The following is an 18843-nucleotide window of genomic DNA, read 5'->3' on the forward strand; positions in this document are numbered from 1 at the left end:
AGGGTCCTTATCAGCCCGCCGTCTTCGCGGCGATGGCCTCGGAAACGGCGACCAGCCGCTGGGCCTGAACCAGGTGCAGCCGCTCGGCCATCCTGCCCTCGACGCGCAACGCGCCCTTGCCGGCGTTCTCGGGCGAGGCGAAGGCGGCGATCACCGCCCGGCTCCAGGCGATCTCGTCGTCCGTGGGCGAGAACACCCGGTTGCAGATGTCCAGGTGCTTGGGATGGATCAGGGTCTTGCCGTCGAAGCCGAAGTCGACGGCCTGGCCGCAGACGGCCTCAAGGGCGGCCAGATCCTCGATGTCGTTGTGCACCCCGTCGAGGATCGACAGGCCGTGGCCCCGCGCGGCGGCGACGGCCAGCGACAGGATCGGCAGGAAGGCCTCGCGGCCCGGCGTCTGCCGGGCCCTCATTTCCTTGGCCAGGTCGTTGACCCCCATCACCCAGGCCGAAAGGCGCGTGGCTTTGGCCGCCTCGCCGATCTCCCACAGGTGGAAGGCGGCCTTGGCGGTCTCGATCATCGTCCACAGGCGGGTGTGGATCGGGGCGGCGTGCAGGGCCGCCTCATAGGCGTGGACGTCGGCGGCGTCATTGACCTTGGGCACGAGAACGGCGTCGGGGCCGGCCTCGGCGGCGGCCTTCAGGTCGTCGGCGCCCCAGGGCGTGTCGAGGCCGTTGGTGCGGATGACGATCTCTCGCGGGCCAAAGCCCCCGGCTCTCACCGCCGCAACGGCGGCCTCACGGGCGGCCGGCTTCATCTCCGGCGCCACGGCGTCTTCCAGGTCGAGGATGATCACGTCGGCGTCCAGCGTGCGGGCCTTTTCCACGGCCTTGGTGTTGGAGGCGGGCATGTAGAGGGCGCTGCGGCGCGGCCGGGCAAGGTCGGTCATGGCGGGATCATCCTGACGGGACGGCTACTGTAAAGCATTCGCCGCGTGGGACGGGAAGCGTCGATCTCGTGGCGGGCGAAGCCATGGCGGGAAAGGCGGAAACGGGGTTAAGCTGTGGCCATGACCACGCAATCGGCCCCCACGCGCTATGACGAAACGGCCCGCAACGTGCTGGGCGGCGAGCTGGTCCCCTGCTCGCTGGATCCCGTGACCGGCTTCTACCGCAACGGCTGCTGCGAAACGGGACCCCACGATCTTGGCCTGCACACCGTCTGCGCGGTGATGACCGAGGAGTTCCTGGCTTTCTCCAAGTCCACCGGCAACGACCTGTCAACGCCGCGTCCGGAGTTCGCCTTCCGGGGGCTCAAGCCCGGCGACCGCTGGTGCCTGTGCGCCGGCCGGTGGCGCGAGGCGCTGGACGCCGGCATGGCCCCCCAGGTGATCCTCGAGGCCACCCATGAGGAGACCCTGGCCATCGTCACGCTGGGCGTGCTCAAGGACCACGCGGCGGTCTGAAGACGGCGCAGGCCGGAGGGACGTCCCGCATGGTCGGTTACGAACGCAGGCTGCTGGTGCTGGTCGGGCTGATCGCCCTGGCCTTCCTGCCGCTGCTGGCCGCGTCGCTGTTCTTCCTGGCCCGTTTCTCGGCCGCCCAGGATCGGCTGGACGCGGTCTATACCCGCACCGTGATCCTCGCCCACGACCTGCGCGGCGAGAAGATGCGCCAGAACTCCCTGGTGCCGGTGATCGTCATCAACGGCGAAAGAGGCTTGCTGGTCGAGCTGGAGCGCTCCAACCATCGGTTCGACGTCCTTGTCGGCGGCCTGAAGGCGCTGGCCCGCGACGACGAGACCCGCGCGGCGCTGGACGAGGTGTCGGCCCTGCAGCGCCGGCTGCTGGTGCTGCAGCGGGCCGGCGTCGCCCAGCGCCTCGACGGCGGCACGATGAGCGGCGCCAACGCCTATTTCCAAAGGAACGCCGGACCGCTGACCAGCAGCATCGATGCGGCCATAAACCGCTTCACCGACCGATCGGCCGCCCGCTACCAGGCCGAGCGGGCCCGCAATCAGCGCGTGGTGCGGGGCGTGTTCGGGGTGCTGGTCCTGGCCTCGATCTGCGCCTTCGTGTTCTGCGCCTTCCTTGGCCGCCTGCTGTTGCGGCTGGTCGAGCAGAAGCGGACCTATGACCAGGTGACGGCGCGCCTCGCCGAGCGGGAAAAGGCGATCTCGCTGGCCCGCAAGGAGGCGGTCGAGGTGGTGGCGCACGACCTCAACAATCCGATCACCACCATCCTGTTCGCCAGCGAAAACCTGCTGGCCCAGCCGGGCGTCGAGCAGCAGCCCAAGGTGCGCTCGGGCGTCGAGGCGATCCTGCTGGCGACCGAGACCATGCGCCGGCTGATCCGCAACATACTCGACCATTCCAAGATTGAGGCCGGCGGCCTGGTGCTGGCCCGGGAGACGGTCGACCTGCGCCGCCTGCTGACCGACGTCGCCGACCAGTTCGCCCTCTCGGCCGCCCGCAAGGGCCTGGACTTCGCCTATACGCCCGACGCGGCCGAGCCGCTGCTGGACGCCGACGGCGGCCGCCTCGGGCAGGTGGTGGCCAACCTGTTGTCGAACGCCATCAAGTTCACCGAGCCGGGCGGGACCGTGTCGCTGTCCAGCCGCGTGGAGGGCGAGGCCGTCGTGGTCGAGGTGCGCGACACCGGCTGGGGCATGAGCCCCGAACAGGCCGCGCGGATCTTCGAGCGCAACTGGCAGGGCGAGACGGCCGCGGCCCACGGCAACGGCCTGGGCCTGGCGATCAGCAAGGCCATCGTCGAGGCCCATGGCGGGCGCCTGGGCGTCGACAGCCGGCCGGGCGAAGGCTCGGCCTTCAGCGTGGTGCTGCCGCTGGCGGCGTGAGGTCTTCGTCGGTCAGGGGGCCGGCTTCATCGTCAGGCCATGGACGGACGAGCCGGTGATGCAGACCTCGCCGGCCATGCCGGCGGCCAGGCCGCCCTTGCTTTTCACGTTCGAGCCGATCGAACCGGCGCCCTTATCCGATTTCGTCGTGCAGCCAGCCGCGAAAGGCGGCCATGGCCGCTCCGTCGGGGCGCGAGTGCAGGCGTGTCAGCCAGTAGCGGCCGGTGACCACCTCGGCGGCGAACGGGCGAACGAGGCGCTCGGCCGCCAGGTCGGATCCGAACAGGGCCGCGGGGGCCAGGGCCACGCCCTGCCCGGCGACGGCGGCGGCGACCATCAGCACCGAATTGTCGAACATCGGCCCGCGCAGCGGCGGCGGCTCGGCCCCGGCGACCGCGAACCAGCGGGGCCACTCGTCGGCGCGATAGGAGCGCAGCAGCGTCTCGCGGGCGAGGTCAGCGGGACCGGTCAGGCGCTCGGCGATGGCCGGCGTGCACAGCGCCGTCAGCGGAGCGGTCAGGATCGGCTCGGCGTGAACGCCGTGCCAGGCTCCGTCGCCGAAGCGGATGGCGAGGTCCAGCCCCTCCCCGGCCAGGTCGACGCGGTTGTTGTTGGTCATCACCCGCAGGTCGACCTGAGGACAGGCCCGGCGGAAGGCGTCCAGGCGCGGCAGCAGCCAGCCGGCGGCGAACGAACCGACCACGCCCAGGGTCAGCACCTCGCGCAGGCGGCCGTCGCTGTAGCGGTCGAGCACCGCCCCGATGCGGTCGAAGGCGTCGACCAGCACCGGCACGAGGGCCTGGCCCTCGTCGGTCAGGGCCAGGCCCCGCGGCAGGCGGCGAAACAGCGAGACGCCCAGACGGGCCTCCAGCTGGGCGACCTGGTGGCTGACCGCGCCCTGGCTGACGCACAGCTCGACGGCGGCGCGGGTGAAGTTCAGGCGCCGGGCGGCGGCCTCGAAGGCGCGCAGGGCGTTGAGCGGAAGCTGGGCGCGATCCATGGCCTAGGCATGAACCAGCCTAATGGCTCCGTCCAGATATGATGCTTTGTCGCCGACGCTTGCGATCGGCAGGTTCGCCGCGCCAACCGAAGGGGAGAGCGGCATGAACTGCAAGTGGATCATGGGTTTTGGACTGGCCGGAGCGCTGTGCGCCATGGGAACGCCGGTGGCGGCGCACGACCCGCTGCTGGCCCCGATCGAGCCGGACTACGCCGCCCGCTGGCTGAAGCCCGAGACGCCGATCCAGGTCTACGGCAATAGCTATGTTGTGGGCTTCGGCGGACTGAGCGTCGCTCTCATCAAGACCAGCCAGGGCCTGATCGTGGTCGACGCCGCCCTGCCCCAGGCCGTTCCGGCCATCGAAGCCAACATCAAGGCCCTGGGCTTCAAGGTCACCGACATCAAGCTGATCCTCAGCACCGAGCCGCACTACGACCATGCCGGCGGTCTCGCGGCCCTGGCCCGCGACAGCGGCGCGACGGTGGTGGCCAGCGCCCCGGCGGCGCAGGCTCTGCGGCGCGGCCGACCGGGCGCGGACGATCCCCAGCTGGCCGATCTCGTGCAGTTCCCGGCGGTGACGAAGCTGCGGGTGGTCGGCGACGGCGAGGTCATCCGGCTGGGCGACGTGGCGGTCACCGCCCGCGCCACCCCGGGCCACACGGCCGGCAGCATGAGCTGGACCTGGACATCGTGCGAGCGGCGGGTGTGCAAGGCGGTGGTTTTCGGCTCCAGCCTCAATCCGGTGTCGTCCGACGGCTACCGGTTCTCCGACCCGAAGAACGCCGGCCTCGTCGCCGGCTTTCGCCGCAGCTTCGACGTGATGCGCGGCCTGAAGTGTGACGTGCTGATCAGCGCCCACCCCGACCAGTCGGGCGGCGACGAGCGGCTGGAACGGGCCCGGCGGAGCAAGACGCCAAATCCCTTCGTCGATCCCGGTGTCTGCCGAGCCTATGCCGACCGCTACGCCGCGCGGCTGGATGCGCGCCTGGCCAAGGAACGGGCGGGCGAGTAGCGGGCCAGCGGCGCTCTGTTCCACTGTGCTGCGAGCACGGCTTCAGTTCAGAGATCTAAAAGATCGTCATCCCGGCCGTAGCGAAGCGGAGAGCCGGGACCCAGGGGCGACCGCACTGCTCCGGCCCCTGGGTCCCGGGTCTGCGGCGCTTGCGCGCCTTCGCCCGGGATGACGACTTTGGTGGCGTCGCATCGATGAAAGTGCGCCGCCTAAGCCAGCGGCTTCAGCTCGCCCAGCACCGTGGGGATCAGTTCCGACACCGTCGGATGGATCGGCACGGTGCGTTGCAGGACCGTGTAGGGCGCCTTGGCGTACATGATGTCCAAAATGCCATGGATGGCCTCGTCGCCAGAGGTTCCGAGGATCGCGGCGCCGAGGATTTGCTTGGTCTCGGCGTCGACCAGCACCTTCATGAAGCCCTTGGTCTCGCCCTTCTCGATGGCGCGGCCGACGCGGGTCATCGGGCGGGTTCCGACCAGGGCCGGGCGGCCGGAGGCTCGAACCTCGGCCTCGCTCATCCCCACCCGGCCCAGCGGCGGGTCGGTATAGAGGGCGTAGGCGGTCAGGCGGTCGGTGACCTTCCTGGGATCGTTGTCCAGCAGGTTGGCGGCGATGATCTCGAAGTCGTTGTAGGCGGTATGGGTGAAGGCCCCGCGCCCGTTGCAGTCGCCCATGGCCCAGATCGACGGGACGCTGGTGCGCAAGGAGTCATCGACCGTGACGTAGCCGCGCTTGTCGACGGCGACGCCGGCCGCCTCCAGGCCCAGGTCGTCGGTGTTGGGCTTGCGGCCGACGGCCAGCAGGGTGTGCGAGCCCTTCACGGCCGGCTCGCCCTCGGTGCAGGAGACGTGGACACACACCCCTTCTTCACAGGGCGAGAAGCTGATGCATTCGGCGTTCAGCCGAACGGCGATGCCCTCGGCCTCGAGGACCTCGCGCACGGCGTCGGAGACCTCGGGATCCTCGCGGCCGATCAGGCGCGGGCCCATCTCGACCACGGTCACCTGGGCGCCGAAGCGCCGGTACATCTGGGCGAACTCCAGACCGATATAGCTGCCGCCGACGATCACCAGATGCTCGGGCAGCACGTCCAGCTGCATCATGCCGACATTGGTGAGATACGAGATGTCGTTGACGCCCGGCATGTCCGGGACGTTGGCGCGGCCGCCGACATTGAGGAAGATCTTCGGGGCCTCCAGCACCTGGCCGTCGACCTCGACGGTGGTGGGCGAGGTCAGGCGGGCGTGGCCTTCGAACACCGTCAGGCCGTCCATGCCCTTGAGCCATGTCTCGACATTGCCGCGGGCGTTGCGAACCACGGTCTGCTGGCGTTCCTTGACCGCCTTCATGTCGACGCCGACGGGGCCTTGCAGCACGACGCCGTAGTCGGCGGCCCGGCGGGCCAGGTGCGCGGCATAGGCGCTGGCCACCAGGGTCTTGGTCGGCATGCAGCCGGTGTTGACGCAGGTGCCGCCGAACAGCTTTCGCTCGACCAGGGCCACCTTCCAGCCGGCGGCGGTCAGGCGACCGGCGAGGGAAGGTCCGGCCTGGCCGGCCCCGATGATGATGGCGTCGAAGGTCATGCTCACGAAACCGCCGAGACGATCATGTAGGCGCCGCCCAGGGCGATCACGTCTTCGACAAGAGCCGCCGGCGTGTCGCGCTTGAAGGCCTTGGCCAGGCGGCCGCGCAGCTCGGCGCCGCCCAGGGTGCCGATCACCGCGCCGACGACGCCGAGGATCGCGCCGACGATCCAGGCGCCGCCGGCGAAGCCGATGGCCGCCCCCGAGAAGCCGCCAGCGACGATACGGGCGCCGAACTGCGGCGGGACCTTGCGGCTGGGGGTCATCGGCAGCTGGTCGGTGATCAGCTCGACCGCCGCCAGGGCGGTGAAGATCCAGGTGGCGATATTGCCGCCCAGCCAGGCCAGCGGCGTGCCGGCCAGTGGAATCCAGCCCAGATGCGCGCCCCAGGCGACGGCGGCGGGGGCGGTCATGGCCCGCAGGCCGGCGATCACGCCGATGAGCAGGGCGAGGACGTAGAGGGTCATGCGAGAACTCCCGAGCGCCGCCCGCGATCAGGCGCGCGTCAGGAGCAAATCGCAAGCGCCCCGATCCGGCTTGGATGTTCCGGCCGTGGTTCACGCCATAAAACCTCCCCCCGTGGGGGAGGCGATCGCGTAGCGATCGGGGGGGGGGGAAGAAGTTGCGGCGCTGACCCCTTCAGCGGAAGCTGAAAACTGCCCCCCCACGGGCCTTCGGCCGCCTCCCCCACAGGGGGAGGTTCGCCGTTCAATCCGCCAGCGGATACTCCCGCTCCAGCCGATAGACCGAGCCTTCCTTGGTCTGCCAGCTGGAATAGAGGCCGAAACGGTCGACGCGGAAGGGCGGCGAGTGCAGCAGGTTGTTGCGCTGGATCCAGGCGCCGACCTCGGGGACGGCGGCGCGCTTCAGATAGGCCAGGGTGACATGCGGCAGATAGGTGCGGGTCTCGGGCTTCAGTTCGGCCTTGCGGGCGGCGCTTTCGTTGGACTTCTGCAGGCGGCGAAGCAGCGGCTCGTCCTCGACCCCGGCCCAGACGGCGTGCATGTCGGCGCCCTCGCCGAAGTGGCCGGCCCCCTTCAGCTCCAGGTCGAAGGCGGGCGCCTCGATCTGCGCCAAGGCTTCGTCGAGATCGGCGGCGACCGTTTCCTGCACGTCGCCGATGAAGCGCAGCGTGATGTGGAACGCCTCCAGCGGCCGCCAGCGGGCGCCTTCGATGCCGGATTGTCGGGACTGGAGGGGCGCGCCGATCTCGGAGGGGATGGCGATCGCGGTGAACAGACGGATCATGCCGCCAGCCTAGACGCCTTGGCGGCCAGCTCAAAGCTTGGGGCTCAAAGCCTCTGATCGGCGGCCAGGGCTCCGGCCGGATCGGCGATGGCGTCGGCGCGCTCCTTTTCCGACTTCGGGGTGGAGACCAGCGGCTTGGCCACGGCGAGGGCGCGGCGGTAGGCCTCGGTCAGGGCCGCGTCCGGGGCGGTGGCGACGTCCGGGACGACGCCGGTCCCTTCCCAGCCCTTGCCGGTCAGGGGGTGCACCACCTGGCCGTTGGGCACGAACACGACGAGGCCGAAGCCCAGGGGCGGTGAAGGCCGGTTGGCGGGATTGCCGCCGCCGCGGGTTTTCTCGCCCACCAGAACGGCGCGGCCATTGGCTTTCAGGCTGTAGGCGAAGGCCTCGGCGGCCGAGAAGGTGCGGGCGGCGGTCAGCACGAAGACCGGCTTGTCGGCATAGAGCGGCGCGCCAGGCCCTTGGCGGACCTGGCGCTGCTGGACCTCGACGCGGCCGTCGCCCTGCGTCCAGCGGATGGTCTCCAGCACCAGGGGGTTCTTCGACAGATGGCCCAGCAGGCGCTCGTCGGCCGCGCCGCCGCCGCCGGTGTTCTCGCGCAGGTCGATGACCAGGGCGTCGGTGTCCTTCAGCAGGCCCAGCGCCGCGTCGACCATCTCGGCGCCGGCGTCGGTCTGCTCGAAATAGCGCAGCTTCAGATAGCCGATATTGGCCGGCAGGCGGCGCGCGGCCATCAGGCCGTAGGCCAGGCGCTGGTCGAGCAGGGCCTGCTCGGCGTCGGTCAGGGCGGCGACCTTGGCGCTGGTCGTGGCTACCGAGACCCGCAGGTGCAGGTCGCCCGAGACGCCGACGGTGATGGCGCTGAGCGCCTCGGCCAGCTCGGCGCGGTCGCGGATCGTGGCGAGGTGCGTACGGCGGGCCCGCAGGGCGTCCTGCACAGAGATGGCTTTACGTCGATCGAAATAGCCGTCGAGGCTGCGGCTCAGGGTCTCGATGACCTGGCTCGACTGGACGACATTGAGGGTCTCGCCGTCTTCAGCGAAGACGGGGGTCGCGGCCAGCAGGGTGATGGCGGCTGTGGCGGCGAGCAGGCGGTGCATGGAAGGTCCCTCGTGAGCGTCCATGGGCCACGGCGAAGCGGCGCGACGCCAGTTAAGCTTGCGTCATGACCCATTGTTCATCCGCCGGTGGCGGCTTGCTCGAGTGGGAAATTGTCTGACAAATAGCGCCGTCCAGGAGGATCGGCGCGAAGGCCGGCCGGGGCGGGAGGCAGGCGATGACGGGACCCTCGATGGATCGGCGCGGTGTGCTGCTGGCGGGGATGGGCGCGAGCCTGGCGGCCGGTTCGGGCGTCGCGGCGGCGCCGGCGACCAAGTCGCCGCTGCTGGCTCAGCGCCCGCCGATGGGCTGGAACAGCTGGAACAGCTTCGCCACCACGATCAACGAGGCCCAGGCGCTGGAGACGGCCCGGATCATGGCCGCGAAACTGCTGCCGTTCGGTTATGACGTCTTCACGGTCGACATCCAGTGGTACGAGCCGGCGGCCGCTAGCTACGAGTACAACCGCGATCCTCAGCCGGCGATGGACGGCCATGGCCGCCTTCTCCCCGCCCCTAATCGTTTCCCGTCCAGCGCCGGCGGCCTGGGCTTCAAGCCGCTGGCCGATCAGGTGCATGCTCTGGGCCTGAAGTTCGGGGTGCACCTGATGCGCGGGATTCCGCGCGCGGCGGTGAAGGCCAACCTGCCGGTGCTGGGGGCCGGCGTCCGCGCCGCCGACATCGCCGACACCACGAGCATCTGCTCCTGGAACCCCGACATGTACGGCGTCGACATGCGCAAGCCCGGGGCCCAGGCCTATTACGACAGTGTCTTCCGATTGTTCGCCCAATGGGGCGTCGACTTCGTGAAGATGGACGACATGAGCCGCCCTTATGACGCCCACGCCGCCGAGATCGAGGCGGCGCACAAGGCGATCGAGGTTTCTGGCCGGCCGATGATCCTCAGCCTGTCGCCGGGCGAGACACCCGTGCCGCGCGCCGAACACGTGCGCAGGTTCGCCCAGATGTGGCGCATCTCCGACGACTTCTGGGACGAATGGTCGATGCTGGAGGCGCAGTTCACGCGGCTGGAGAACTGGAACGCCTACCGCGCGCCGGGCGCATGGCCCGACGCGGACATGCTGCCGCTGGGCCGGCTGGCCCTGGGCAAGCGCGACAGCAAGTTCACCCCCGACGAGCAGCAGACCCTGATGACCCTGTGGTCGATCGCCCGCTCGCCGCTGATCATGGGCGGCGACCTGCGTCACCTGGACGACGCCACCCTGGCCTTGCTGACCAATCGCCAGGTGCTGGCGGTCAACCAGGCCAGCACCGGCAACCGGCCGCACTTCGTCGAGGACGGGGCGCGGGTCTGGTCGGCGCGGCCAGAGGGGCGTTCAGGCGATCGCTATCTGGCGCTGTTCAACACCACGGGAAAGCCGAAGACGGTCGGGATCGGTCTGCGCGAGCTCGGCTTGGCCGAGGGCGTGTCGGCGCGGGATCTGTGGAGCGGGCAGGAGCTCGGGCGGGTGTCGGGCCGCGTGGAGCGGACACTGCCGGCGCATGGCTCGGCGCTGCTGCGGTTGGGCGCATGAGATCCTCCCCCTGAAGGGGGAGGTGTCGGCGAAACCGACGGAGGGGGAAGGGCCAGTTCTTACTGGCGGGCGTTGCGGAAGCTGAAAACGGCCCCCCTCAGTCGCTCCGCGACAGCTCCCCCAGAGGGGGAGCATCTTGGTGTCAGTCTTCTTCGCTCGGCCCTTCGGGCTCGCCCACCATCTGCGGCGGGTCGGCGAGCACCAGACGCTCGGCCAGCTTCACTTCCGGCGCGGCGGCGCGGGTGAAGGGCAGGTACCAGGTCTGGCCGCCGAGCGGGGGAATGATCTCGAGCAGGTCGCCGGCGCCGAAATCCTGGACGCTCTTGATCTTGCCCAGGTCCTCGCCGGTGGCGATGTGGCGCACGGCCATGCCGATCAGGTCGGTGAGGTAGAATTCGTCTTCGTCCGGCTCGGGCAGGGCCGAGCGGGGGACGTAGAGCTTGAGGCCGCGCAGGGCGTCGGCGGCTTCCTTGGTGGCGATGTCGGGGCTGCGGCAGACCAGACCGTCCTTGACGGCGCGGGCCTGGGAGATCGACAGGGCGGTCGAACCGTCCTGGCGCAGGAGCCGCTTGAAGCCCTTCAGGGCCATCGGCTCTTCGGTATAGGTCGAGATCCGCACCTCGCCGCGCACGCCGAAGCCGCCGGCCACGCGGCCGACCAGGATCAACGGGTCATCGGGAGAGATGGGCATCGACTTCAAGTCTTTCCGGACCAGGCCGGGGCAGTGGGTGAAGCGAAACCCTCGCCCTTCGACAGGCTCAGGGTGAGGGTTTCTACTGCTTCACCTCGTGACATGGTCCTCATCCTGAGCTTGTCGAAGGACGAGGACCACGCACGAAGTTGGAAGGGATTAGCCTTCCGAGGCTTCTTCAGTCGGGGCTTCAGCCGGAGCTTCTTCAGCGGCCGGAGCAGCAGCGGCTTCGGCGGCGGCCGCGGCGGCGGCTTCAGCGGCGGCCTTGGCGTCTTCCTTGGCTTGGGCTTCGGCGGCCAGACGCTCTTCTTCGCGCTGGGCGCGCTCGGCGGTGCGTTCCTTGGCCTTCTTGCCCGGCTCGGCCTTCTGCGGGTTGTTGCCGGCGGTCCAGGCGCCGACGCCTTGGGCGGCCAGGAAGCGGGCGACGCGGTCGGTCGGCTGGGCGCCCTTCTTGAGCCACTCTTGGATCGACTCGAGCTTCAGGGTGACGCGCGCCGGGTCATCCTTCTTCAGGAGCGGGTTGTAGGTGCCGACCTTCTCGATGAAACGGCCATCGCGCGGCGAGTGGCTGTCAGCGACGACGATCGAGTAGTACGGGCGCTTCTTGGCGCCGCCACGGGCGAGACGGATCTTCAGCATTGTCGTTAGTCCTTGGATCTAAAGCTATTTTTTCTTGAACGGATTGAAGCCGGGCGGCAGGCCGCCCAGGCCGGAGAGCGGGTTGGCCCCGCCCCCGAGGCCCGGCAGACCGGGCAGCCCCGAAAGGCCTTGGCCTTCCGTCGCGTTGGGATCGCCGGCGGGCATCTTGCCGCCGCCGAGGGATTTCAAACGAGCCATGTCGCCGCCGCCGAGCATGCCGGCCATGCGGGCGAGGCCCTTGCCGCCGTCCTTGCTCATCGACTTGAACATGTCGGCCATCTGGCGGTGCTGCTTGAGCAGGCGATTGACCTCGGCCACGTCGACGCCCGAACCGGCGGCGATGCGGCGCTTGCGCGAGGCGGCCAGGATGTCGGGCTTCTTGCGCTCTTCCTTGGTCATCGAGCTGATGATCGCCTGCTGGCGGCGGAAGATGCTGTCGTCGATGCCGCTCTCGGCGATCTGCTTCTTGACCTTCTGGACGCCCGGCAGGAGGCCCATGATGCCTTCCATGCCGCCCATCTTCTGCATCTGCGACAGCTGGGACGACAGGTCGTCGAGGTCGAACTTGCCCTTGGCCAGCTTGCGGGCCATGCGCTCGGCTTCGGCCGCGTCGAGGTCGGCGGCGGCCTTCTCGACCAGCGCCACGACGTCACCCTGGCCCAGGATCCGGCCGGCGACGCGGCGGGCGTCGAAGACGTCGAGCTGGTCGATCTTTTCGCCGGCGCCGAGGAACTTGATCGGCAGGCCGGTGACGTGGCGCATCGACAGCGCCGCGCCGCCGCGGCCGTCGCCGTCGGCGCGGGTCAGGATCAGGCCCGTGAGCGGCAGACGCTCGTGGAAGGCTTTCGCCGTACGCACGGCGTCCTGGCCGGTCAGGCTGTCGGCGACCAGGATAGTCTCGGAGGGATTGGCGATGCGGGCGATTTCCGCCGCTTCGCTCATCATCGCCTCGTCCAGCGTGGTGCGGCCGGCGGTGTCGAGGATCAGGACGTCGTAGCCGCTGAGCTTGGCGGCGGTGAGGGCGCGCCTGGCGATGTCCGGGGCGCTCTGGCCGGCCACGATCGGCAGGCTCTCGACGCCGACCTGCTTGGCCAGGGTCGCCAGCTGCTCCATGGCGGCCGGGCGACGGGTGTCGAGCGAGGCGACCAGCACCTTCTTGCGCTCGGTCTTGGACAGGCGCAGGGCCAGCTTGCCGGTGGTGGTGGTCTTGCCCGAGCCCTGCAGGCCGGCCATCAGGATGATGGTGGGCGGGTTCAGCGCCAGGTTCAGGCCGGTGGGGACGTCGCCGCCCAGCATCTCGACCAGGCCGTCATAGACGATCTTGACCACCTGGTCGGCCGGCTTGACCGAGCGGATGACGGACTCGCCCGAGGCCTTTTCCTTGGCCTTGGAAATGAAGTCCTTGACGACCGGCAGGGCGACGTCGGCTTCCAGCAGGGCGACGCGGACTTCGCGCAGCGCCTCGTCGATGTCCTTTTCGGACAGCACGCCGCGACCGCCGAGGCGGTCGAAGACGCCGGAAAGTCGCTCTGTAAGGCCGTCGAACATGCCGAACCCTGATCCAAACCAAAGATCCAAACGCGATCAGCCCCCGTGGACGATCACGTCGACGGGGGTCCTCGCCGTCCTCGTCCGCATGGTGTCCCGGGCTACCGGGGCGGGGTCGTGACGGTGGAGGCGCTGCTGATAAAGCGCCGGAAGTGCGCGCTTATGCGGGAGCGCTGTGGAAAATGCAAGGATTTCGAGTCGGTTGGCCCCAGTTGATTGAGGGGCTCGCCGAAGAGCGGGCGCCCGCGCGAAGCCCTTTGCCTTTCCGTCCGCGGAGGATTAAGGGCTTCGTCGAACGCGTTCGACGGGATGCGGTCAGGGATTGGGGTCCCGTTTCTTCTGGTCTGATCGCAAGGACTCCATGTCGACCAAGCCTCTTCTCGCCCTGCTGGCGACGGCCGCCTTCGCCCTGCCCGCCGCGGCCCTCGCCCAGGCCCTGCCCTACAAGGACATCGAAGCCCCCTCGACCTGGGAGGTCGATGTCGGCGGCGGTCCGGTCTACGGCTTCAGCCCCGGCGGCAAGGACCCGCACAAGACCAACTTCACCTTCTGGGGCAGCGCCCACTGGAAGGGAAAGATCTACGCCAACGGCCTGGACGGCCTGGGCTATAACGTCATCAACGACGAGACCCTCCACGTCGGCGCCCAGCTGCGTCCGCGCTGGGGCGGTCCGGACGACACCGACAGCGGTATCCAGAGCCCCGACACCGGCGCGGACCTGGCCGTCTATGCCTACAAGCGCACCTGGAAGGACTGGGTGGTCGGCGGCCGTATCGGCCGCGACGTCACCAGCGTCTCCGACGGCTGGGACTTCTGGGGCTCGGTGTCGCGCCAGGACGTGACGCCGGTGGGCCTGCTGCAGTCGATGGTCTATGCCCGCGGCGGCGACAAGAACACCAACCGCACCTTCTATGGCGTCACCGCCAGGGACGTGGCGGCCGTGCCGAGCCTGAACGAATACGACCCCAAGGGCGGGCTGAACCAGGTGGGCGTGGCCTTCCTGATGATGACCCCGATCGGCGACAAGTACGCCATCGGCACCTTCGCCAACTACGAGCGCATCCTGGGCGAAGCCGCCGACAGCCCGCTGATCGAGCGCTATGGCCAGCAGGACGAGTACCGCGGCGGCCTGATCGTCGTGCGGCGCTTCATCGGGCGGTAGGGCCAAACTCGCCGCCCTTCCTTACCTTGCTTTCCCGGGCCTTGTGACCGGGATCCATCGTTCAGCCGCTCAGGCCTTTTCAAGATTACCCGGGTCTGAGACGTCGCTGGCATGGGCCCTCGCCACAAGGGCGAGGGAAGCATTCAAAGGTGCACTAGCTCGGGGACGTCACCGTCGCACCCTGCGCCCGCAGCCGGTCGAGCACGCCGTTGCTGGGCAGCAGGAAGGCCAGGTCGACGACGGCGATGGTGACGCTGGGGCGCTCGAGCGCTTCGGAAAGGGCCTTGGCCGACTGACCGATCTGCTCGTTCAGAAGGCCCGCGCCGCCCGGCGCGCGCAGCAGGCAGCGCTGGGCCGCGCTGGACGAATAGCGCGCCCGCACCGAGGCGATGTCGCCGTTGGCCCAGTCGGTTCCCAGCGTGTTCCAGCGCGGGGCCTCGTAGTCGATCTCGTTGAGGGCGTCGCGCAGGCAGGCGAGATTGGCCTCGTCCGACAGCTTGCCGGCCGCACTCAGCACCGGTCCCAGGCGATACTGGCTCATGGCCTTGACTTTGACGCCCTTAGCCTTGGCCATGCGCTCGATGGTGCTGACCGGCTTGGCTTCGGACAGGCCGGCGGCCTGGCGGAAGTCCGACAGCACGATGAAGCCGGCCACGGCGGGCTTCCAGTCCTTGTAGGGCAGGGCGGTGCGGCGGGCCTGGGTGCGGGCCCTGACGAAGCGGTCCTTCAGGTCGGGCGGCAGGCGGTCTTCCAGCTTCTTGCCGAAACCCTGGCGCACCCCGCCGCCGCCAGTCAGGAAGAACTTGGTGACCTGCATCGGCCCTACCGAGGCCTCGGGCGGCACCAGCACCAGTCCGGCCTCGTCGAGGGCGCGGTTGAGGCGGGGGCTGTCCCACTTCAGCTGGTGCGGCAGGGGCGCGGCCGAGCCGAGGACGTAGAGTTTGGCGCCGTTCTTCTCGACCAGCCACAGGGCCGGACCCGGCGGCCGGGCGACGACCAGCAGTTCCTCGACCACGGCGCTGCCCGGGTCGGTCGGCTGCAATTCGACCGAGGGGGTCTGGGCGACGGCCGGAACGGCGAAGGCGAACGCCAGGGCGGCGACGGCCGCGATGGCGGCGGGTCTCGAAGCGACCATGGATTCTCCTCCTGCTTGCAGCCACACATAGTGCGCGCCGCCGAATGGCGAAACGGGGGCGCGGGCGGCGGGATGCGGAGAGGTCAGGGCGCCGGCGCGGGCGCCGCCTGCAGGTCGCCAGGCTCGGCCTGCCTTTCGCCCAGCACGACGACGAAACTGCCGGCGATGATCATCAGGCCGCCGACGGCCAGGGCCAGGGTCAGGTGGTCGCCCAGCAGCAGCACGCCGATCGAGGCGCCCATCAGGGGCTCGATGTTGATGAACACCCCGGCGCTGGCGCTACCCACGCGGGACGAGCCGTACTGCCAGGCGGCCGTGGCCAGCAGGGTCGACAGCGCGCCCAGGCCCAGCACGCTGGTCCAGGCGATCGGCGACAGGTCCAGCTTGGGCGGACCGTGCATGACGAAGGCGATCGGCAGGACGGTGAAGGCCGCGACGATCACCGTCACCGCCGGTATGGCCATCGGGGTCGGGGCCTTGGGCGCGCGTTTCAGCACCACCAGCCAGGCCAGGAAGATCAGCAGCGAGCCCAGCGACAGGGCCACGCCCAGCAGCGAGCCGGCGCCGTCGGGCTTGCCGGCGATCAGGGCCGCCCCGAGGGTGGCCGCGCCGACGCCCATCCACGAGGCCCGGCTGACCTTCTCGCCCATCACCTTGGCGCAGACGGCGATCAGGGCCGGCATGGCCCCGACCAACAGCGCCGCCAGGGTGACGCTGACATGGGCCAGGCCCTCGAACTGGACCATGAAGGCCACGCCGTAGAGCGCGCCCGAGGCCAGCATCACCGGCGACTTGAACAGGGCGCGGGCTTCCGGGGTCCGCAGGGCGAAGGGGGCGGCGACCACGGCGGCGACGATGAAGCGCAGCAGCACCATATGGGCCGCGTCGGTCTCGCGCAGGATCAGCTTGCCCAGCGGGAAGCCCAGGCCCCACAGCGTGCCGGCGAGGATCAGGGCGAGGAAGGCGACGCGTTTCATGGGGGCCTCATGGCGTATCCGCGGCCGCCTGGCGAGAGGCGGCGGGACCCGGATATCGCCCGGCCGGGTGTCAGGGGCTGTCAGCAGGGTCCGGCACGACATGAAATTTTCGAAAGGTGGGAGCTCGCGTCCTCGAAGCCTCACGATCAAGTGCTTGATTTGCATGCCCTTCGTATCGGCGCTCCCGGCAACGCTTCATTCGTGTAACATTGTTCACATCTTCAGACATTTTCGCGCCACAACCGCCTTCAACCTAGGCCGCAGTTCGTTTCCGCCCCTTCGATGGAGATCGCCATGCGCCTCGTCCTGAAATCCCTGACCCTCGCCGCCGGCGCGGCCCTGGCGGCCGGCGTCGTCGCCGCCTCGGCCCAGCCGGCCGCTCCGCCCCCGCCGCCCGCCCCGCCGGAAGCGCCCGAGCCGCCCCCGCCGCCGCCGAGCTTCGACAACCTGATGTTCCGCGGTCATCCTGGTCCAGGCGCCATGGCCTTCCGCATGCACCAGGATCCGGAAGCCCGCGCCCAGCGCCTGCGCGACGTGCTGCAACTGACCGACCGCCAGGACGGCGCCCTGAAGGCCTACATCGCCGCCACCGGTCCGAAGGAACGCCCCGAGCCCAGGCCGGCGCGCGACGAGAGCGTCAAGGACAAGGCTCCGCCGACGGCGCTGGAGCGCCTCGACGAGCAGGCCGAGCGCATGGCCAAGGTCGCCGCCGACCTCAAGGGCCGCGCCGACGCCACGCGCAGCTTCTACAACGCCCTGACGCCCAGCCAGAAGAAGGCCTTCGATGCCCTGGGTCCGGAAGTGACCGGCGCGCCTAACGTCACCGTCCGCCGCTTCGAGACCCGTGGTCCAAAGGCCGGCTTCGGCGAACGTCGGGTGATCATCCAGCGCAAGTCGGGCTCGTAAGCGCGCGAGACGATTGCGGGCGTCCGCCGGCCGATCTAAGTCAAGGTCGATGGGCGCCCGCAACCACAACAAGAACACGTTCGATTTCCTGGCCAACCCCGAGCGGTTCATGGCCTTCTCGCGCTGGGCCGCGCCCATGTTCGGCGCGATCGCCGGCGTGCTGGCGGTGGTCGGCCTTGTTTTGACCTTCACGGTTCCCGAGGACTACCAGCAGGGCGACACGGTGCGGATGATGTTCATCCACGTGCCGGCGGCCGTGCTGGCGATGTTCGTCTATCTGTGCCTGGGGATCGCCAGTTTCCTGGCCCTGGTTTTCCGCCACGCCCTGGCCGACGCGGCCGCCCAGGCCTGCGCCCCGCTGGGCGCGGCCTTCACGGTGCTGGCCCTGGCCACCGGCTCGCTGTGGGGCAAGCCGATGTGGGGAACCTGGTGGGTGTGGGACGCCCGCCTGACCTCGGTGCTGGTGCTGCTGCTGTTCTATCTGGGCTACCTGGCCCTGCGCGGGGCCATCGACGACGAACAGAAGGCCGCCCGCGCCGCCGCCATCCTGGCCCTGGTTGGCGTCATCAACCTGCCGATCGTCAAGTTCTCGGTCGACTGGTGGAACAGCCTGCACCAGGGCTCCTCGACCCTGCTGGCCAAGCCGGAGAACCGGCTGCCGGCGGTCTATGCCTGGCCGATGCTGGTGATGCAGCTGGCCTATCTGTCGGCGTTCGGGTCGCTGTGGCTGGTGCGGATCCGGGCCCTGGTCTGGCGGCGCAAGGCGCGCAGCCTGGCCCTGAAGGCGGCGGAGGCCTGATCCCGCGATGACGTTCGATTTCGACGCCGGCAAGTACGCCGTCTATGTCTGGCCCGCCTTCGCCCTGACGGCGGTGGTGTTCGCCTGGATGATCGTCGACAGCCTGGCCGCCGCCCGCCGCTGGCGCGCCGAGGCCGAGCGCCGGCAGGCGCAGGCGAAAGACGCCGGCAAGTGAAGCGCTGGCTGGCGTTTTCTCCGCTGATCGTGCTGGCGGCCCTGGCGGTGCTGTTCGCCGGCTATGCCCTCAAGCGAAATCCGCAGGTCAGCCCCGACGCCCTGGTCGGCAAGGCCGTGCCGGCCCTGTCGTTGCCCGACCTCGACAGTGGGACGCCGGCCCCGGTCCGCGCCGCCGGCGACGGGCCGATGCTGATCAACTTCTTCGCCTCCTGGTGCGCGCCCTGCGAGATCGAGCATCCACAGCTGATGGCGCTGAAGGCGCGCGGCGTGCGGATCGTCGGCGTCGCCTACAAGGACGCGCCCGCCAACACCGAAGCGTTCCTTTCCCGCCTGGGCGATCCGTTCGCGGCCCGGCTGGTGGATCGCGACGGCCGTGCCGGGGTCGAGTTCGGCGTCACCGGCGTGCCCGAGACCTTCGTGGTCGACGCGCAAGGGCGGGTGGTGGCCAAGCATACCGGGCCGATCACGCCCGAAGACCTGGACGGGCTCGTTTCCAAGCTGCGTTGAAGCGTCGCGCACTTTCCGGCTTAGAAGGGCG

20 protein-coding genes and 1 pseudogene are annotated in these 18843 nt (G+C 69.6%); 10 read left to right on the forward strand and 11 right to left on the reverse strand.

Annotated features, from left to right (window positions below):
* Positions 1–10: 10 nt before the first annotated feature.
* Entirely contained in the window at positions 11–889 is an 879-nt protein-coding gene (locus tag P7A99_RS13915) for an HpcH/HpaI aldolase/citrate lyase family protein (protein ID WP_277794426.1), read from the reverse strand.
* Between the two features lie 120 nt (positions 890–1009).
* Here P7A99_RS13915 and P7A99_RS13920 point away from each other — a divergent pair, with 120 nt between their 5' ends.
* Both P7A99_RS13920 and P7A99_RS13925 read left to right on the forward strand, forming a co-directional pair.
* Positions 1010–1405 (forward strand): DUF2237 family protein, encoded by a 396-nt coding sequence (locus P7A99_RS13920; protein WP_277794427.1) that lies wholly within the window; start codon positions 1010–1012, stop codon positions 1403–1405.
* A gap of 29 nt (positions 1406–1434) precedes the next feature.
* Positions 1435–2796, forward strand: a complete 1362-nt coding sequence (locus P7A99_RS13925; RefSeq protein WP_277794428.1) for a sensor histidine kinase — start codon at positions 1435–1437, stop codon at positions 2794–2796.
* A gap of 133 nt (positions 2797–2929) precedes the next feature.
* On the opposite strand, the gene P7A99_RS13930 is transcribed toward P7A99_RS13925, so the two are convergent.
* On the reverse strand, positions 2930–3796 hold the full coding sequence (locus P7A99_RS13930; RefSeq protein ID WP_277794429.1) for a LysR family transcriptional regulator: 867 nt from the start codon (positions 3794–3796) through the stop codon (positions 2930–2932).
* Positions 3797–3899: 103 nt separating this feature from the next.
* Here P7A99_RS13930 and bla point away from each other — a divergent pair, with 103 nt between their 5' ends.
* A complete protein-coding gene (bla, locus tag P7A99_RS13935) occupies positions 3900–4808 on the forward strand; it encodes a subclass B3 metallo-beta-lactamase (RefSeq protein WP_277794430.1) in 909 nt (302 codons plus the stop codon).
* 67 nt (positions 4809–4875) lie between these two features.
* Positions 4876–4980 (forward strand): annotated as a pseudogene (locus P7A99_RS13940) (hypothetical protein); the annotation flags it as partial.
* Positions 4981–5017: 37 nt separating this feature from the next.
* On the opposite strand, the gene P7A99_RS13945 reads toward P7A99_RS13940, so the two are convergent.
* From P7A99_RS13945 to P7A99_RS13960, 4 genes are all read right to left on the reverse strand, one after another.
* Entirely contained in the window at positions 5018–6391 is a 1374-nt protein-coding gene (locus P7A99_RS13945; RefSeq protein WP_277794431.1) for an FAD-containing oxidoreductase, read from the reverse strand.
* 2 nt (positions 6392–6393) lie between these two features.
* The gene (locus P7A99_RS13950; RefSeq protein ID WP_277794432.1) at positions 6394–6858 is read right to left on the reverse strand and encodes a DUF4126 family protein; all 465 of its coding nucleotides are present in this window, start codon (positions 6856–6858) and stop codon (positions 6394–6396) included.
* A gap of 241 nt (positions 6859–7099) precedes the next feature.
* Positions 7100–7639, reverse strand: coding sequence for an RNA 2',3'-cyclic phosphodiesterase (gene thpR / locus P7A99_RS13955; protein ID WP_277794433.1), 540 nt, complete (start codon positions 7637–7639; stop codon positions 7100–7102).
* 44 nt (positions 7640–7683) lie between these two features.
* Entirely contained in the window at positions 7684–8739 is a 1056-nt protein-coding gene (locus P7A99_RS13960) for a S41 family peptidase (RefSeq protein WP_277794434.1), read from the reverse strand.
* Between the two features lie 176 nt (positions 8740–8915).
* Here P7A99_RS13960 and P7A99_RS13965 point away from each other — a divergent pair, with 176 nt between their 5' ends.
* Positions 8916–10271, forward strand: coding sequence for a glycoside hydrolase family 27 protein (locus P7A99_RS13965; RefSeq protein ID WP_277794435.1), 1356 nt, complete (start codon positions 8916–8918; stop codon positions 10269–10271).
* Positions 10272–10413: 142 nt separating this feature from the next.
* Here P7A99_RS13965 and rimM read toward each other — a convergent pair whose 3' ends face one another.
* The 3 genes from rimM to ffh form a co-directional block, all read right to left on the reverse strand.
* The gene (gene rimM, locus P7A99_RS13970) at positions 10414–10962 is read right to left on the reverse strand and encodes a ribosome maturation factor RimM (RefSeq protein WP_277794436.1); all 549 of its coding nucleotides are present in this window, start codon (positions 10960–10962) and stop codon (positions 10414–10416) included.
* Positions 10963–11121: 159 nt separating this feature from the next.
* Positions 11122–11601, reverse strand: coding sequence for a 30S ribosomal protein S16 (gene rpsP / locus P7A99_RS13975; RefSeq protein WP_277794437.1), 480 nt, complete (start codon positions 11599–11601; stop codon positions 11122–11124).
* 24 nt (positions 11602–11625) lie between these two features.
* On the reverse strand, positions 11626–13149 hold the full coding sequence (ffh, locus tag P7A99_RS13980) for a signal recognition particle protein (RefSeq protein WP_277794438.1): 1524 nt from the start codon (positions 13147–13149) through the stop codon (positions 11626–11628).
* A 361-nt stretch (positions 13150–13510) separates the two neighbouring features.
* Here ffh and P7A99_RS13985 point away from each other — a divergent pair, with 361 nt between their 5' ends.
* Positions 13511–14311, forward strand: a complete 801-nt coding sequence (locus P7A99_RS13985) for a MipA/OmpV family protein (RefSeq protein ID WP_277794439.1) — start codon at positions 13511–13513, stop codon at positions 14309–14311.
* A gap of 154 nt (positions 14312–14465) precedes the next feature.
* On the opposite strand, the gene P7A99_RS13990 is transcribed toward P7A99_RS13985, so the two are convergent.
* Both P7A99_RS13990 and P7A99_RS13995 read right to left on the reverse strand, forming a co-directional pair.
* On the reverse strand, positions 14466–15446 hold the full coding sequence (locus P7A99_RS13990; protein ID WP_277794440.1) for a TraB/GumN family protein: 981 nt from the start codon (positions 15444–15446) through the stop codon (positions 14466–14468).
* Positions 15447–15529: 83 nt separating this feature from the next.
* Positions 15530–16423, reverse strand: coding sequence for a DMT family transporter (locus P7A99_RS13995; protein WP_277794441.1), 894 nt, complete (start codon positions 16421–16423; stop codon positions 15530–15532).
* A 294-nt stretch (positions 16424–16717) separates the two neighbouring features.
* Between P7A99_RS13995 and P7A99_RS14000 the strand changes: the two genes are divergently transcribed.
* The 4 genes from P7A99_RS14000 to P7A99_RS14015 are packed head-to-tail and all read left to right on the forward strand — an operon-like array spanning position 16718 to position 18812.
* On the forward strand, positions 16718–17329 hold the full coding sequence (locus P7A99_RS14000; protein WP_277794442.1) for a Spy/CpxP family protein refolding chaperone: 612 nt from the start codon (positions 16718–16720) through the stop codon (positions 17327–17329).
* Positions 17330–17378: 49 nt separating this feature from the next.
* Positions 17379–18128, forward strand: a complete 750-nt coding sequence (gene ccmC, locus P7A99_RS14005; protein WP_277794443.1) for a heme ABC transporter permease CcmC — start codon at positions 17379–17381, stop codon at positions 18126–18128.
* Between the two features lie 7 nt (positions 18129–18135).
* Entirely contained in the window at positions 18136–18303 is a 168-nt protein-coding gene (ccmD, locus tag P7A99_RS14010) for a heme exporter protein CcmD (protein WP_277794444.1), read from the forward strand.
* A complete protein-coding gene (locus P7A99_RS14015) occupies positions 18300–18812 on the forward strand; it encodes a DsbE family thiol:disulfide interchange protein (protein WP_277794445.1) in 513 nt (170 codons plus the stop codon). The genes ccmD and P7A99_RS14015 overlap by 4 nt, the downstream gene beginning before the upstream one ends.
* The last annotated feature ends 31 nt before the right edge of the window (positions 18813–18843 follow it).

This window comes from Caulobacter endophyticus, assembly GCF_029543245.1.
GTDB classification, from domain to species: Bacteria; Pseudomonadota; Alphaproteobacteria; order Caulobacterales; family Caulobacteraceae; genus Caulobacter; species Caulobacter endophyticus_A.